The sequence below is a fragment of the Streptomyces indicus genome (assembly GCF_900100315.1).
Lineage (GTDB): Bacteria > Actinomycetota > Actinomycetes > Streptomycetales > Streptomycetaceae > Streptomyces > Streptomyces indicus.
The window spans coordinates 137,647-152,001 of sequence record NZ_FNFF01000012.1 but is presented as its reverse complement, the minus strand read 5'-3'; the positions used below and the strand labels follow the sequence as shown (position 1 = coordinate 152,001).

Below are 14,355 nucleotides of genomic sequence, written 5' to 3'. Positions count from 1 at the left end.
GTGAAACAACGAGGAGGCCTGCGGGCCCCGGAAACCGGGAAGCTCCGGCCCGCGCGGGCACGTACCCTTTTCTGTTGTGCCGAACGCCAATGAAGACAACCTCAATGCACTGAGCCAGGTGCAGCGCCGCGCGGTGAGTGAACTGCTGCGGGTGTCCCCTGTCGCGGACGATCTCGCCCGCCGTTTCCAGGAGGCCGGGTTCACGCTCGCCCTGGTCGGCGGGTCGGTGCGTGATGCGTTGCTCGGCCGGCTCGGCAACGATCTGGACTTCACCACCGACGCCCGCCCGCACGACGTGCTGAAGATCGTCCGCCCCTGGGCGGACGCCGTCTGGGAGGTCGGAATCGCCTTCGGCACCGTCGGGTGCCAGAAGAAGGGGAAGGCCGGCAACGTCGAGCAGGACTTCCAGATCGAGATCACCACGTACCGTTCCGAGGCGTACGACCGGACCTCGCGCAAGCCCGAGGTCTCCTACGGGGACTCGATCGAGCAGGACCTCGTGCGCCGGGACTTCACCGTCAACGCGATGGCCGTGCAGCTTCCCGCGAAAGAGTTCGTCGACCCGCACCACGGGCTCGAGGACCTTGCCGCGCGCGTGCTGCGCACGCCGAGCACGCCTGAGGAATCCTTCTCGGACGACCCGCTGCGGATGATGCGGGCAGCGCGCTTCGCCGCGCAGCTCGACTTCGAGGTGGCACCTGAGGTCGTCTCCGCGATGAAGGCGATGGCGGAACGCATCGAGATCGTCTCCGCCGAGCGCGTACGGGACGAGTTGAACAAGCTCATCCTCTCCGCCCACCCGCGCAAGGGTCTGACGCTGCTCGTCGAGACCGGGCTCGCTGACCGTGTGCTGCCCGAGCTGCCGGCGCTGCGCCTGGAGCGCGATGAGCACCACCGGCACAAGGACGTCTACGAGCACTCGTTGACGGTGCTCGAGCAGGCGATCGACCTCGAAGAGGACGGCCCCGACCTCACGCTGCGACTGGCGGCGCTGCTGCATGACATCGGCAAGCCGAAGACGCGCCGCTTCGAGAGCGACGGCCGGGTCTCCTTCCACCACCACGAGGTGGTCGGCGCGAAGATGACGAAGAAGCGGATGACCGCGCTGAAGTACTCCAACGAGCTGGTGAAGGACGTCACCCGGCTCGTGGAGCTGCATCTGCGCTTCCACGGCTACGGCACGGGCGAGTGGACGGATTCCGCGGTACGCCGCTACGTACGCGACGCCGGCCCGCTTCTCTCCCGACTGCACAAGCTGACCCGCTCGGACTGCACGACACGCAACAAGCGGAAGGCCGCGGCGCTCTCGCGGGCGTACGGCGGTTTGGAGGAGCGGATCGCGCGGCTTCAGGAGCAGGAGGAGCTGGACTCGATCCGACCGGACTTGAACGGCAACGAGATCCAGGAAGTCCTCGACATCGGCCCGGGGCCGGTGATCGGCCAGGCGTACAAGTTCCTGTTGGAGCTGCGCCTGGAGAACGGGCCGATGGAGCGGGAGGCGGCGGTCGCGGCACTCAAGGAGTGGTGGGCGGCTCAGGAGGCGTAAGGCGGAGGCCGACGGAAACGGGGGCATGTTTCACGTGAAACATGCCCCCGTTCCTCATGCGGGAGGGGCGATGTTTCACGTGAAACATCGCCCCTCCCGCATGGAGTGCGCGCGTGTTACTTGAGCGGCGTGAGGCAGAGGGTGAAGGACTCACCGTCGCCCGACTCGTTGTACTGCGCGTACTTGGTGCGATCGCAGCTGCCGCTGCCGTCCTTCTTCTCGGCAACCTTGTACTTGGCCTTGGAGTCGCCGCAGTCGACGACCTCGAGGTCCACGTTGGTGGCGCTGTCCTCGTTGCTGATGCTCATGCAGTCGCCGACCGCCGCCGTGTTGGCGTCGTCACGGCTGGCTATGTAGCCGCCGCCGATGACCGCGACGGCGATGACGCCGATCGCGATGTTCTTGTAGAGCTTGAACTTGGAGCGCGCCGGAGCCGGCGGCGGAACCGGGGCGCCACCCTGGTTGATGTACGGAGACTGCTGCTGCGGGACCCCCTGCGGAGCCGGCTGCTGACCGTAGGGGTTCTGGCCCTGGGCGAACGGGTTCTGGCCCTGCGGCGGAGTGGTCACGTGGGGGTCCCCCTCGAACGAATGCCTGTTGGCGTGGAATTGACTCCCGAGAAGCTATCCGGAACCTGTGGGGAGACTGAAGCCCAGAGTGACTTCGTGGCATTGATGTGACACTTACTGGCGCCCAAATCTGTACATAGCGGCTGTAGTTGCCGCGTAGATCAGGGCCACTGTGACAACCAAGTGGACGGATCTGCCGTCCACGGGCAGGACCAGGGCTGCCACCGCGGCCGCTCCCACGAAGGCGACGTTGAACAGCACGTCGTAGACCGAGAAGATCCGGCCACGATAGGCGTCGTCCACGACGGCCTGCACGGTCGTGTCCGTGGCGATCTTCGCGCCCTGGGTGACGAGTCCGAGGACGAACGCGGCGATCAGTATCGGTACGGGGGCGAACGGCAGCCCAAGTGCGGGTTCCAGTACGGCCGCCGCTCCCGCGCAGGTCACGATCCAGCCGACCGGGCCGAGCCGCCCCACCGCCCACGGCGTCACCACCGCCGCGACGAAGAAGCCCGCTCCCGAGACGGCGACGGCCACGCCGAGCAGCGCGAGCCCTTCGGACTCGCGTGAGGTCCATGCGTAGCGGCAGAGCATAAGGACCATGACGGAGAGCGCGCCGTAGCAGAAGCGCATCGCGGTCATGGCCGCCAACGCCCTTGCGGCCGGCCTCCGTTCGGGGGCCAGCAGGTGCCGCACGCCGGCCGCCAGACCGCGCGCTGTGGAGGCGACGGCTGCGCCCAGATGGGGCTGCACCAGTGCCGGATCGGGTCCCAGGAGGTCCCGTGCGAACCGTACGGCCACGAGAGCGGAGCAGAGGTAGAGAAGCGCGCCGAGCAGCACCACCGCGGCATCGGAATCGGCGACGAGCAGCCGTACGACGAAGGCGAGTCCGCCGCCCGCCGTGGCCGCGAGGGTGCCGGCCGTGGGGGAAAGGGAGTTGGCGATCACCAGGCGCTCGCCGTCGACGACGCGTGGCAGGGCGGCCGACAGTCCGGCCAGGACGAAGCGGTTGACGGCCGTGACGCAGAGGGCCGAGGCGTAGAAGAGCCAGTCCGGGACGCTCAGCAGGATCAGCGCCCCGGTGACGCACGCGAGAGCGGCCCGCAGGAGGTTGCCGTAGACGAAGACCTGGCGGCGCGGCCAGCGGTCGAGGAGGACGCCCGCGAACGGACCGATGAACGAGTACGGCAGGAGCAGGACCGCCATCGCGGAGGCGATGGCCGCAGCAGAGGTCTGTTTCTCCGGAGAGAAGACCACGTACGTGGCGAGCGCGACCTGGTACACGCCGTCGGCGCCCTGGGAGAGCAGTCGTACGGCGAGCAGACGGCGGAAGTCCCGGAAGCGCAGCAGCATGCGCAGGTCACGTACGACGGCCATGGGCACAGCCTCACACAAGGGATCTCGGAGACGGGAAAGGCCCCCGGTCGCACATGTGGTGCGGCCGGGGGCCTCAACAGCCCTCAGAGGGTGGAGGTTTCACGATGTTTCACGTGAAACGCGCGCGGAGGAGCGAGCTCAGCGCTCGACCTCGCCCTTGATGAACTTCTCGACGTTCTCGAAGGCCTCGTCGTCGAAGTACTGCACCGGCGGGGACTTCATGAAGTACGAGGAGGCCGACAGGATCGGGCCGCCGATGCCGCGGTCCTTGGCGATCTTCGCGGCGCGCAGAGCGTCGATGATGACACCCGCGGAGTTCGGGGAGTCCCAGACCTCGAGCTTGTACTCCAGGTTCAGCGGGACGTCGCCGAACGCGCGGCCCTCGAGGCGGACGTAGGCCCACTTGCGGTCGTCGAGCCACGCGACGTAGTCGGACGGGCCGATGTGGACGTTCTTCTCGCCGAGCTCACGGTCGGGGATCTGCGAGGTGACGGCCTGGGTCTTCGAGATCTTCTTCGACTCGAGGCGGTCGCGCTCGAGCATGTTCTTGAAGTCCATGTTGCCGCCGACGTTGAGCTGCATGGTGCGCTCAAGGCGGACGCCGCGGTCCTCGAAGAGCTTCGCCATCACGCGGTGCGTGATGGTAGCGCCCACCTGGGACTTGATGTCGTCACCGACGATCGGCACGCCGGCCTCGGTGAACTTGTCCGCCCACTCCTTCGTACCGGCGATGAAGACCGGCAGAGCGTTGACGAACGCGACCTTGGCGTCGATGGCGCACTGGGCGTAGAACTTCGCCGCGTCCTCGGAGCCGACCGGCAGGTAGCAGACGAGGACGTCGACCTGGCGGTCCTTGAGGATCTGCACCACGTCGACCGGGGCCTCGGCGGACTCCTCGATGGTCTGGCGGTAGTACTTGCCGAGACCGTCGAGCGTGTGGCCGCGCTGCACCTGGACGCCGGTGGAGGGCACGTCGCAGATCTTGATCGTGTTGTTCTCGGAGGCGCCGATGGCGTCCGCCAGGTCGAGGCCGACCTTCTTGGCGTCCACGTCGAACGCGGCGACGAACTCCACGTCACCGACGTGGTAGTCGCCGAACTGCACGTGCATCAGACCCGGGACCTTGGTGTCCTTGTCGGCGTCCTTGTAGTACTCGACGCCCTGCACCAGCGAGGCGGCGCAGTTGCCCACGCCGACGATGGCTACGCGAACCGAACCCATTCCGGTTGCTCCCTGTGTGTACGAGGTGAGGCCCACTCACGGGCCTCACTTGGTGGTGTCGTCGGACGGATCCGGCCGGGTACTGCCCCCGTGCCGGGGCAGACCGCCCGTCTCTCCTGATGTGTCCTGCTGAGCGTCGCTCGCGGGTGCGGACCTGCGGTCCCGTCCTGCTCGCTCGCTCTCGATGAGCTCGTTCAGCCAGCGCACTTCGCGCTCCACGGACTCCATGCCGTGCCGCTGCAGCTCAAGGGTGTAGTCGTCCAGGCGCTCGCGGGTGCGGGCGAACGAGGCGCGCATCTTCTCCAGGCGCTCCTCGAGCCGGCTGCGGCGCCCTTCCAGGACGCGCATGCGTACGTCCCGTTCCGTCTGTCCGAAGAAGGCGAAGCGGGCGGCGAAGGTCTCGTCTTCGTACGCATCCGGGCCGGTCTGCGAGAGCAGTTCCTCGAAGCGCTCCTTGCCGTCCGCCGTCAGCCGGTAAACGATCTTGGCTCGGCGGCCGGTCAGGGACGCCGCGAGAGCGTCCTCCGGCGTATTGCCCGGTTCCTCGATCAACCAGCCGTTGGCGACCAGCGTCTTGAGGCAGGGGTACAGCGTCCCGTAGCTGAAAGCACGGAAGACCCCGAGGGAAGTGTTGAGTCGCTTGCGCAGCTCATAGCCGTGCATCGGGGATTCACGGAGCAGTCCGAGGATGGCGAACTCGAGGATGCCGGAGCGCCTGCTCATACCTCGCCACCTCCGTACATTCCGGGTCCCCGCGGACTCTTTATGCCGTGCTGATGTATCGAGCCGATACATCACGACGATAGAACGACCCTCCGGATGCGACAAGAGGGGGGTGGGTGAACGGCGTCACATCACCGATTCACAGCAGGCAAGTTGCCTGATTTGGGGTGAAGTTCAGGTCCTGGCGGGTTTTGACGGTGCGTAGTCTGTGCGCCATGCATTTCACCGAGAGCCACGAGACCTGCGGGGGTCGGGGGACGCCTGAGGGCGTCGTGGCGCCGGATGCTGTGCGGATGAGCCCGGGGAGGGGCCTGTCCGTACTCAAGGGGGACTGGAACTCACCTGCCGCCTTCAGGTGTGGGGTACCACGCCTGCCCGAGGAGTAGTCGTTCGATGAGCGAGCACCGTCGCAAGCCTCCGCAGTCGCACGGTGGTGGACGCGCAGCGGCACGGCGCGGCCTGACAGGGTCGTCCGGCCGCCGCGCAGCGCCCAGGGGTTCCTCTGGGGCTTCTTCTTACGAGGCTTCGGCCTCGTCGGGTACGTCGGGCACGGAGGACCGCCCCTGGGGCGGCCGAGCCGAGGCGCGACGTGCCGCACAGCGTTCGGCGGGCGTGGGCGGCGGCGGTCGTCGCAGGGCGCCCGAGGGTGGTGGCCGTGGCGGCCACGGCAGCGGTGGCGGCCGCCGCGGTGCGTCCGGTGAGGCCGGCGGGCCGGGACGCGGCCGGGGCCGTTACCAGCCGGCCAAGAAGCGGTGGATCGACTACCCGCGCTCGGACCGGGACGGCCTGCAGCGGTTCGTGCCGTCCTGGAAGCAGGTGACGGGCTGTTTCATCGGCTTCTTCGGGATGCTCGTCGCGGCGGCGGGTATTGCCTACGCGATGGTGGAGATCCCTGCGGTCGACAAGATCAAGGACAACGAGAGCAACGTCTTCTACTGGGACGACGGCAAGACTCAGATGGCCTCGACCGGCGGCAAGGAGAACCGCCAGATCGTCTCCATCGACAAGATTCCCGACCACATGCAGGACGCGGTGATCGCCGCGGAGAACGCCAGCTTCGAGACCGACAGCGGCGTGGACCCGATGGGTATCGCGCGTGCCGCGTTCAACATGGCCACGGGCGGCGAGACGCAGGGTGGTTCGACCATCACCCAGCAGTTCGTGAAGAACACCTACCTCGACCAGAGCCAGACGCTCTCGCGCAAGGCCAAGGAGCTCTTCATCTCCATAAAGGTCGGCGCGCAGATGGACAAGGACGAGATCCTCGCCGGCTATCTCAACGCCGCGTACTACGGCCGCAACGCCTACGGCATCCAGGCTGCCTCCCAGGCCTACTTCGGCAAGGACTCCCTCGAGCTGAGTCTGAGTGAGAGCGCGTTCCTGGCATCGGTCCTCAAGGGCCCGAACCTCTACAACCCCGACGGTGGTGTGGGGCCCAACGCGGAGCCGAAGGACAACCGGAAGCGCGTCGAGGCGCGCTGGGAGTGGACCCTCAACCGGATGGTGGAGGTCGACCGCCTGTCCGCGAGCGAGCGGGCCAAGGTCAAGCAGTTCCCGAAGCTGGTGGACCGGAAGTCGCCGCTGTCGGGCCAGACCGGCTATCTCATCGACATCGCGAAGCAGGAAGCCGCGAAGAAGATGAAGATCTCCATCGAGGACCTCGACAAGGGCGGCTACAAGATCTACACGACCTTCAACGAGAAGAAGGTCAAGGCCCTGGAGAAGGCGGTCGCCAAGACCCGCAAGGAACAGGGCAAGCGCATGGACAAGCTCGTCCAGTTCGGCGGCGCCTCCGTGGACCCGAACAGCGGGCAGATCAAGGCGGTCTACGGCGGCGCTGGTTACGACAAGGGTTACTACGTCAACAACGCGCGTACCCAGGGTGTGCCCGTGGGGTCGACGTGGAAGCCGTTCGTCCTGGCTTCGGCGATGGAGAACGGGACGTACAAGACCGGCGGCAAGGGCATCTCGCCGATGAGCCGCTACAACGGCGATGACAACAGCATCATCTACGACCAGAACGGTGACCCGATCCCGGACGGCAAGGGCGGGAACTTCCGGCAGCAGAACGAGGAAGACGGCAAGAAGTACGGATCCGTCACGCTGCATTTCGCGATGGAGAAGTCCATCAACGTTCCGTTCGCGCAGCTCGGTATCGATGTCGGTCTCGACACGACGCGTGAGACGGCCATGGCGATGGGCATCCCGGAGCGCAGCTTCGACACGGGCAACATGAACAACGTGTCGTTCTCGCTGGGCACCTCCACGCCGGACGCCATCTCGCTGTCGAGCGCGTACGCGACGCTCGCTGCTTCCGGTGAGCACTACGAGCCGTACTCCGTGACCAAGGTCGTGAAGGACGACGCGGAGCGGGAGGGCTTCCAGAAGCCCTCGGCGAAGCAGGCCTTGGAACCGGATGTCGCCGACGGCGTGACCGAGGTCCTGGAGAACGTGGTCCAGAAGGGTACGGCCAAGCGCATCGCCGACATCGGCTTTCCGGCCGCGGGCAAGACCGGCACCACCGACGACAACCTCTCCGCCTGGTACGCGGGCTACACGCCCGAACTCTCCACGGCGATCGGTGTGTTCCGCTCCGACCCGGAGGAGGGCAAGCTGCTTCGCATCACGGGCGACGCCGGTGACTCGATCCACGGTGGTGAAGTGCCGGCGCAGGTCTGGAAGGACTACATGCTCGAGGGCACCAAGGGCGAGGAGCACTCGGACTTCCCGGACGCGGTCGACACGGGTGAAGTGGTCGGCAAGCCCACCCCGTCCCCCACCCCCACGCCCAGCGAAGAGCCCGAGCCCGACCCGACGCCGTCGCACGAGATCCCGGAGCCGTCGCTGCCGGTCGAGCCGTCCGAATCCTGCAACCAGTGGGACCCGGCCTGCTGGGGCAACGGCGGCAACAACAACGGTGGTACCGACGTCGGCGGTACGGATTCCGGAGGGGCCACCGGCGGCGAGTCCTCACCGCCACCGACGACCGATCCGGTCACCGGCGGAAACGGCAATGGCAACGGTGGAAACGGGAACGGCGGTTGGCTCGGAGGAACCGACTAGCGCGCCCAGGACGGTGTGTTTCACGTGAAACACACCAAGGCCGACCGTTTCACGTGAAACACAGGGCCGCCGCACCTCACGGTGCGGCGGCCCTCGCCGTATCCACGGCCTCGTACGGCAGGATGACCCCCATGACTTACCCGCGCACGAGTCCGCGCACGGACCCCGGAGACGAGACCGTGGCGCCGACCCGGCAGGACGAGATCGCCGCCGCCGGCAGTGAGCTGATCGGTGGCCCGCTCGGCCGCAGAGCCCTGCTCGGGACCCACTGGTGGACCCCCGTGCGCATCATCGCGCTGGTCGCCATCGGGATGTTCGCGCTCGGCATGGTGCAGAAGCTGCCCTGCTACAACGGCGGTTGGTTCTTCGGTGCGGGCGCGCAGTACACCCACGCCTGCTACTCCGACATCCCGCATCTGTTCCAGGGACGCGGCTTCGCCGAGGGCCTGGTGCCGTACTTCGACCGGATCCCGAACGACATCTCGGGCGGCATGGAGTACCTCGAATACCCCGTTCTGACCGGGGTGTTCATGGAGGTCGCCAAGTGGATCACGGGCGTGCCGACCGACGGCACGGACAGCCTGCAGTACCGCGAGCAGGTCTACTGGCTGGTCAACGCCGGCATGCTGATGGTCTGCGCGGTCGTCATCGCCGTCTGCGTCGCCCGTACGCACCGTCGCCGGCCCTGGGACGGGCTGCTGGTCGCGCTGGCTCCCGCGGGTGCGCTCACCGCGACCATCAACTGGGACCTGCTCGCGATCGCCCTGACCGCCGCCGCCATGCTGATGTGGTCGCGCTCGCGGCCGCTCGCCTTCGGCGTGCTGATCGGCCTGGCGACCGCCGCCAAGCTCTACCCCGTGTTCCTGCTCGGGCCGCTTCTGCTGCTCTGCTGGCGGGCGGGCCGCTGGCGGGAGTTCGGGATCGCGTTCGCGGGCGCGGGCGCCGCGTGGCTGGCGGTGAACCTGCCCGTGATGATCGGGGCGTTCGACGGCTGGTCGAAGTTCTACACGTTCAGCCAGGAGCGCGGCACGGACTTCGGATCGTTCTGGTTGATCCTGCAGCAGCGGATGGACACCCCGCTGAGCACGGAGACGGTCAACACCCTGGCCACGCTTCTCATGCTGGCCTGCTGTGGTCTGATCGCCGCGCTCACGCTCACCGCACCGCGCAGACCGCGCTTCGCGCAGCTGGCATTCCTGGTGGTGGCGGCGTTCATCCTCACCAACAAGGTCTATTCACCGCAGTACGTGCTCTGGCTGATCCCGCTGGCCGCGCTCGCCCGGCCCCGCTGGCGCGACTTCCTGATCTGGCAGGCCTGCGAGGTCATGTACTTCTTCGGGATCTGGATGTACCTCGCGTACACGACCAGCGGTGACAAGCACCAGGGACTGCCCCAGGAGGGCTACCAGCTGGCCATCCTGGTCCATCTCCTCGGCACGCTGTACCTCTGCGCCGTCATCGTCCGGGACATCCTGATGCCCGAGCGGGACGTCGTACGCAAGGACGGTTCGGACGATCCCTCGGGCGGCCCGCTGGACCGGGCCGAGGACGTCTTCACCCTCGGCCGAGCCGCGCATCCCCCGCGCCACGCGGGTCATCCTGCCGAAGGCCCGTATGTGCGCTGGGGCGTGGAGCCCGTCAAGCCACCGCTGGGCGGGCCCGCCCCGGAGGGTTCGCCCTGAGCGAACGTACAGGACTCCCCTTACGCCGAAGGGGCGGCCGCAACTGATGTTGCAGGCCGCCCCTTCGGCGTAGGACGAGAAAAAGATCCAGCTGGGCTCAGCGGTCCACGATGCGGTCGAACTGCGTGGTGGTGTGCCGCAGATGGGCCACCAACTCCTCGCCCACCCTGGGCTCCTGGGAGTCGCCCGGCACGAACAAGATCGAGACCTGCATGTGCGGCGGCTCGGCGAACCAGCGCTGCTTGCCGGCCCAGACGAACGGGGACAGGTTCCGGTTCACGGTCGCGAGACCCGCGCGGGCCACGCCCTTGGCGCGCGGCATCACACCGTGCAGCGCCTTGGGCGCCTCGAGGCCGACGCCGTGCGACGTACCGCCGGCGACCACCGCGAGCCAGCCGTCGTTCGGGGCCTTCTGCTGGCGGTAGCCGAAGCGGTCGCCCTTGGAGACGCGCGTGACGTCGAGGACCGCGCCGCGGTACTCGGTCGCCTCGTGGTCGCCGAGCCACAGGCGGGTGCCGATCCGGGCGCGGAACCGGGTCTGCGGGAACTGCTGTTGCAGCCGGGCGAGTTCCTGAGCGGACAGGTGGCTCACGAACATCGTGTGCAGCGGGAGGCGGGCCGCTCGCAGGCGGTCCATCCAGCCGATGACCTCCTCGACGGCGTCGGAGCCGTCGGTGCGGTCGAGCGGCAGGTGGATGCCGAAGCCCTCCAGGCGTACGTCCTCGATGGCGGAGGTGAGCTGGGCGAGGTCCTGCTCGCTGACGCCGTGCCGCTTCATCGAGCTCATGACCTCGATGACGACGCGCGCGCCCACCAGGCCGTGTACGCCCTCGACCGAGGACACGGAGCGGATGACGCGGTCCGGCAGCGGCACCGGCTCCTCGCCGCGGCGGAACGGGGTCAGGACGAGCAGGTCGCCGCTGAACCAGTCCTTGATGCGGGCAGCTTCGTACGTGGTGCCGACGGCGAGCATGTCGGCGCCGAGCCGGGTGGCCTCCTCGGCCAGCCGCTCGTGGCCGAAGCCGTAGCCGTTGCCCTTGCAGACGGGGATGAGACCCGGGAACTGATCGAGCACCTGCTTGTGGTGCGCACGCCAGCGCGCGGTGTCGACATAAAGCGTGAGCGCCATGGCCGTTACCCGGAACCTTTCTCGCGTCTGCGGTGTATCAGAGGTATGGAAGGCAATTGTGCTCGGTCGGCCGCTGTGCCGATGCGATACGGGAAATCGGCGGCGCGGCCTGCGAAGTGCCCGGCTGCCCGGTCAGCGGCGCGACATGTAGATGTCGAGCGCCTTGTGCAGCAGCTTGTTGAGCGGGAAGTCCCACTCGCCGACGTACTCGACGGCCTCGCCGCCCGTGCCGACCTTGAACTGGATCAGGCCGAAGAGGTGGTCGGTCTCGTCGAGCGAGTCGGAGATGCCGCGCAGGTCGTAGACGCTCGCGCCCAGCGCGTAGGCGTCGCGGAGCATCCGCCACTGCATCGCGTTCGAGGGCCGGACCTCGCGGCCGATGTTGTCGGAGGCGCCGTAGGAGTACCAGACGTGGCCGCCGACCACGAGCATCGTCGCGGCCGCGAGGTTCACCCCGTTGTGCCGGGCGAAGTACAGCCGCATGCGGTTCGGGTCCTCGGAGTTGAGGGCGCGCCACTGCTGCTGGAAGTAACTGAGCGGGCGGGGGCGGAACTTGTCGCGGATCGCCGTGATCTCGTACAGGCGCTGCCACTCGGCGAGGTCCTCGTAGCCGCCCTGGACGACCTCGACGCCGGCCTTGTCGGCCTTCTTGATGTTGCGCCGCCACAGCTGGTTGAAGCCCTTCTGGACCTCTTCGAGCGAGCGGCCGGCGAGGGGCACCTGGAAGACATAGCGGGGCTGCACGTCGCCGAAGCCGGCGCCGCCGTCCTCGCCCTGTTGCCAGCCCATACGGCGCAGCTTGTCCGAGACCTCGAAGGCACGCGGCTCGATGTGCGTGGCCTCGATGTCGCGCAGGCGCTTGACGTCCGGGTTCTGGATCCCGGCCTTGATCGCCGGAGCGTCCCACTTCCGGATCACGACGGGCGGGCCCATCTTCACGGAGAAGGCGCCCTGCTGCTTGAGGTGGGCGAGCATCGGCTTGAGCCACTCGTCCAGGTTGGGGGCATACCAGTTGATGACCGGCCCCTCGGGCAGATATGCGAGGTAGCGCTTGACCTTGGGGAGCTGGCGGTAGAGGACCAGGCCCGCGCCGACGAGCTGGCCGGTCTTGTCGTCGAACCAGCCGAGGTTCTCCGAGCGCCACTCGCTCTTCACATCAGCCCACGCCGGGACCTGGCAGTGGCTCGCCGAGGGCAGGCTCTGGATGTACGCCAGATGCTGCTCGCGGCTGATGGTCCTCAGGGTCAGGCTCATGCGGGGCGCTCCTCGGTCGGTGTGTCCCCAGGGGCAGGGGTTCCGGCTCTCGCGCCGAAGCCTACTGCGCCACCGGTCCGCCCCGAATGGGCGCATGCGGACTCGGCCCGTCCGGGGTGGGATCCGGAGGGCCGAGCCCAGGGAGGAGCGGGCTGAGGCGGCCGACGATCACGCCGTCGGCGGGTCAGCCCCCGATCACGCCGCCGAACAGACCGCCGTGGGCCATACCGAGGAAGAAGCCGACCGCGGCGGCACCGAGCCCGATGATCATCAGAGTCCGCTCGCGGGTCGTCTCCGAGATGAACTGCCCGTAGGCACCCGTGAGGATCCCGATGAGCCCCGTCCAGGAGCTCAGCAGATGGAGGTTGTGGAACATCGCGCTGACGAACGCCGTGATGCCGAGCACCAGCGTGATCGCGAGCAGCGTGTCCTGGAGCGGATGGGGCTTGCCGTCCGTCGCGAAGAGCGAGGTCGAGGTATTGGGTCGCATTGCCTGTGCCATCGGGGGCACCTCCTGGCATAGAGCGGCGCATCGTAGCGCTGTGGACACCCGATGTGTACAGATTGCGGCTCTTTACCACCGGATTTCAACCGGAAGGCAAGCGGCAGGTACTCTGTAACGTCTGCAGCGGTGTCTGCCCAGGTCTCCTGGGATCCCACGACCAGCTTCCCGCCCTCGCGGGGCCTGATTGTCAGTGGCGACCGATACCGTTGCGTACGCATCACAACCCTCCTGCCACGGAACGACCGTGGCCGCTGAGTCCAAAGGAGGTGGGTTACACATGCGTCACTACGAGGTGATGGTCATCCTCGACCCCGATCTCGAAGAGCGTGCTGTCTCGCCGCTGATCGAGAACTTCCTCTCCGTCGTCCGTGAGGGCAACGGAAAGGTCGAGAAGGTCGACACCTGGGGCCGTCGTCGTCTCGCGTACGAGATCAAGAAGAAGCCCGAGGGCATCTACTCGGTCATCGACCTGCAGGCCGAGCCTGCGGTCGTCAAGGAGCTCGACCGCCAGATGAACCTGAACGAGTCGGTCCTCCGGACCAAGGTCCTCCGCCCCGAGACCCACTGAACCTCGCGTTCAGCGGTATCGGGATCTGAGTAGCAGCAAGCAGCCAGCAGCAACCCGCCGAGAGGTATCCCCCATGGCAGGCGAGACCGTCATCACGGTCATCGGCAATCTCGTCGATGACCCCGAGCTGCGCTTCACCCCCTCCGGTGCGGCGGTCGCGAAGTTCCGTGTCGCGTCCACTCCCCGCACCTTCGACCGTCAGACGAACGAGTGGAAGGACGGCGAGAGCCTGTTCCTGACCTGCTCGGTCTGGCGTCAGGCGGCGGAGAACGTCGCGGAGTCGCTCCAGCGAGGCATGCGCGTCATCGTGCAGGGCCGGCTGAAGCAGCGGTCCTACGAGGACCGTGAGGGCGTCAAGCGCACGGTCTACGAGCTGGACGTCGACGAGGTCGGCGCCAGCCTGCGCAATGCCACCGCCAAGGTCACCAAGACCAGCGGCGGCGCCCGTCAGGGCGGTGGCGGCTTCGGCGGCGGTGGCGGTCAGCAGGGCGGCGGCAACTGGGGCGGTGGCCCTGGTGGCGGTCAGCAGGGCGGCGGAGCTCCCTCCGACGACCCCTGGGCGACCGGTGCGCCGGCCGGTGGCGGCCAGCAGGGCGGCGGCGGTGGCGGCTGGGGCGGAAGCTCCGGCGGCTCCGGTGGCGGCTACTCGGACGAGCCCCCCTTCTAGGCCTCGCGGCCGAGGGTTGGGCTTACCCAAACTTCTTGATCACACAGGAGA

General features: G+C 67.7%; 12 protein-coding genes. 5 read left to right on the top strand and 7 right to left on the bottom strand.

Translation table 11 applies throughout. The features are described from left to right. Positions 1-76: 76 nt before the first annotated feature. Positions 77-1,546 carry a CCA tRNA nucleotidyltransferase gene (locus BLT97_RS26185; RefSeq protein WP_093614380.1) on the top strand — a complete coding sequence of 490 codons (1,470 nt, stop codon included), beginning with the start codon at positions 77-79 and terminating at the stop codon, positions 1,544-1,546. Between the two features lie 116 nt (positions 1,547-1,662). Here the strand turns inward: BLT97_RS26185 and BLT97_RS26180 are convergent, their stop codons facing one another. The 4 genes from BLT97_RS26180 to BLT97_RS26165 form a co-directional block, all read right to left on the bottom strand. Beyond that, entirely contained in the window at positions 1,663-2,115 is a 453-nt protein-coding gene (locus tag BLT97_RS26180) for an LppU/SCO3897 family protein (protein WP_093614378.1), read from the bottom strand. A gap of 114 nt (positions 2,116-2,229) precedes the next feature. Then, positions 2,230-3,492: an MFS transporter gene (locus tag BLT97_RS26175; protein ID WP_093614376.1), complete on the bottom strand. Its 1,263-nt coding sequence runs from the start codon at positions 3,490-3,492 to the stop codon at positions 2,230-2,232. 138 nt (positions 3,493-3,630) lie between these two features. Further along, entirely contained in the window at positions 3,631-4,713 is a 1,083-nt protein-coding gene (locus BLT97_RS26170) for an inositol-3-phosphate synthase (RefSeq protein WP_093614374.1), read from the bottom strand. Between the two features lie 45 nt (positions 4,714-4,758). Then, on the bottom strand, positions 4,759-5,436 hold the full coding sequence (locus BLT97_RS26165; RefSeq protein ID WP_093614372.1) for a PadR family transcriptional regulator: 678 nt from the start codon (positions 5,434-5,436) through the stop codon (positions 4,759-4,761). A 393-nt stretch (positions 5,437-5,829) separates the two neighbouring features. Here BLT97_RS26165 and BLT97_RS26160 point away from each other — a divergent pair, with 393 nt between their 5' ends. Next, on the top strand, positions 5,830-8,499 hold the full coding sequence (locus tag BLT97_RS26160) for a transglycosylase domain-containing protein (protein ID WP_093614370.1): 2,670 nt from the start codon (positions 5,830-5,832) through the stop codon (positions 8,497-8,499). A 122-nt stretch (positions 8,500-8,621) separates the two neighbouring features. Beyond that, positions 8,622-10,181 carry a glycosyltransferase family 87 protein gene (locus BLT97_RS26155; RefSeq protein ID WP_093614368.1) on the top strand — a complete coding sequence of 520 codons (1,560 nt, stop codon included), beginning with the start codon at positions 8,622-8,624 and terminating at the stop codon, positions 10,179-10,181. 97 nt (positions 10,182-10,278) lie between these two features. Here the strand turns inward: BLT97_RS26155 and BLT97_RS26150 are convergent, their stop codons facing one another. From BLT97_RS26150 to BLT97_RS26140, 3 genes are all read right to left on the bottom strand, one after another. After that, positions 10,279-11,310, bottom strand: a complete 1,032-nt coding sequence (locus BLT97_RS26150) for an alanine racemase (RefSeq protein ID WP_093614366.1) — start codon at positions 11,308-11,310, stop codon at positions 10,279-10,281. 132 nt (positions 11,311-11,442) lie between these two features. Continuing rightward, on the bottom strand, positions 11,443-12,564 hold the full coding sequence (locus BLT97_RS26145) for a lipid II:glycine glycyltransferase FemX (RefSeq protein WP_093614364.1): 1,122 nt from the start codon (positions 12,562-12,564) through the stop codon (positions 11,443-11,445). Positions 12,565-12,748: 184 nt separating this feature from the next. Then, the gene (locus tag BLT97_RS26140) at positions 12,749-13,066 is read right to left on the bottom strand and encodes a hypothetical protein (protein ID WP_093614362.1); all 318 of its coding nucleotides are present in this window, start codon (positions 13,064-13,066) and stop codon (positions 12,749-12,751) included. 280 nt (positions 13,067-13,346) lie between these two features. On the opposite strand from BLT97_RS26140, the gene rpsF reads away from it, so the two are divergent. Further along, positions 13,347-13,637, top strand: a complete 291-nt coding sequence (rpsF, locus tag BLT97_RS26135) for a 30S ribosomal protein S6 (protein ID WP_004950685.1) — start codon at positions 13,347-13,349, stop codon at positions 13,635-13,637. A gap of 73 nt (positions 13,638-13,710) precedes the next feature. After that, entirely contained in the window at positions 13,711-14,304 is a 594-nt protein-coding gene (locus BLT97_RS26130) for a single-stranded DNA-binding protein (protein ID WP_093614360.1), read from the top strand. The last annotated feature ends 51 nt before the right edge of the window (positions 14,305-14,355 follow it).

Coding starts and splice junctions, on each gene's coding strand:
- BLT97_RS26130 (WP_093614360.1), top strand. CDS start 13,711: ATGGCAGGCGAGACCGTCATCACGGTCATCGGCAATCTCGTCGATGAC.
- BLT97_RS26140 (WP_093614362.1), bottom strand. CDS start 13,066: ATGGCACAGGCAATGCGACCCAATACCTCGACCTCGCTCTTCGCGACG.
- BLT97_RS26165 (WP_093614372.1), bottom strand. CDS start 5,436: ATGAGCAGGCGCTCCGGCATCCTCGAGTTCGCCATCCTCGGACTGCTC.
- BLT97_RS26155 (WP_093614368.1), top strand. CDS start 8,622: ATGACCCCCATGACTTACCCGCGCACGAGTCCGCGCACGGACCCCGGA.
- BLT97_RS26170 (WP_093614374.1), bottom strand. CDS start 4,713: ATGGGTTCGGTTCGCGTAGCCATCGTCGGCGTGGGCAACTGCGCCGCC.
- BLT97_RS26145 (WP_093614364.1), bottom strand. CDS start 12,564: ATGAGCCTGACCCTGAGGACCATCAGCCGCGAGCAGCATCTGGCGTAC.
- rpsF (WP_004950685.1), top strand. CDS start 13,347: ATGCGTCACTACGAGGTGATGGTCATCCTCGACCCCGATCTCGAAGAG.
- BLT97_RS26150 (WP_093614366.1), bottom strand. CDS start 11,310: ATGGCGCTCACGCTTTATGTCGACACCGCGCGCTGGCGTGCGCACCAC.
- BLT97_RS26175 (WP_093614376.1), bottom strand. CDS start 3,492: ATGGCCGTCGTACGTGACCTGCGCATGCTGCTGCGCTTCCGGGACTTC.
- BLT97_RS26160 (WP_093614370.1), top strand. CDS start 5,830: ATGAGCGAGCACCGTCGCAAGCCTCCGCAGTCGCACGGTGGTGGACGC.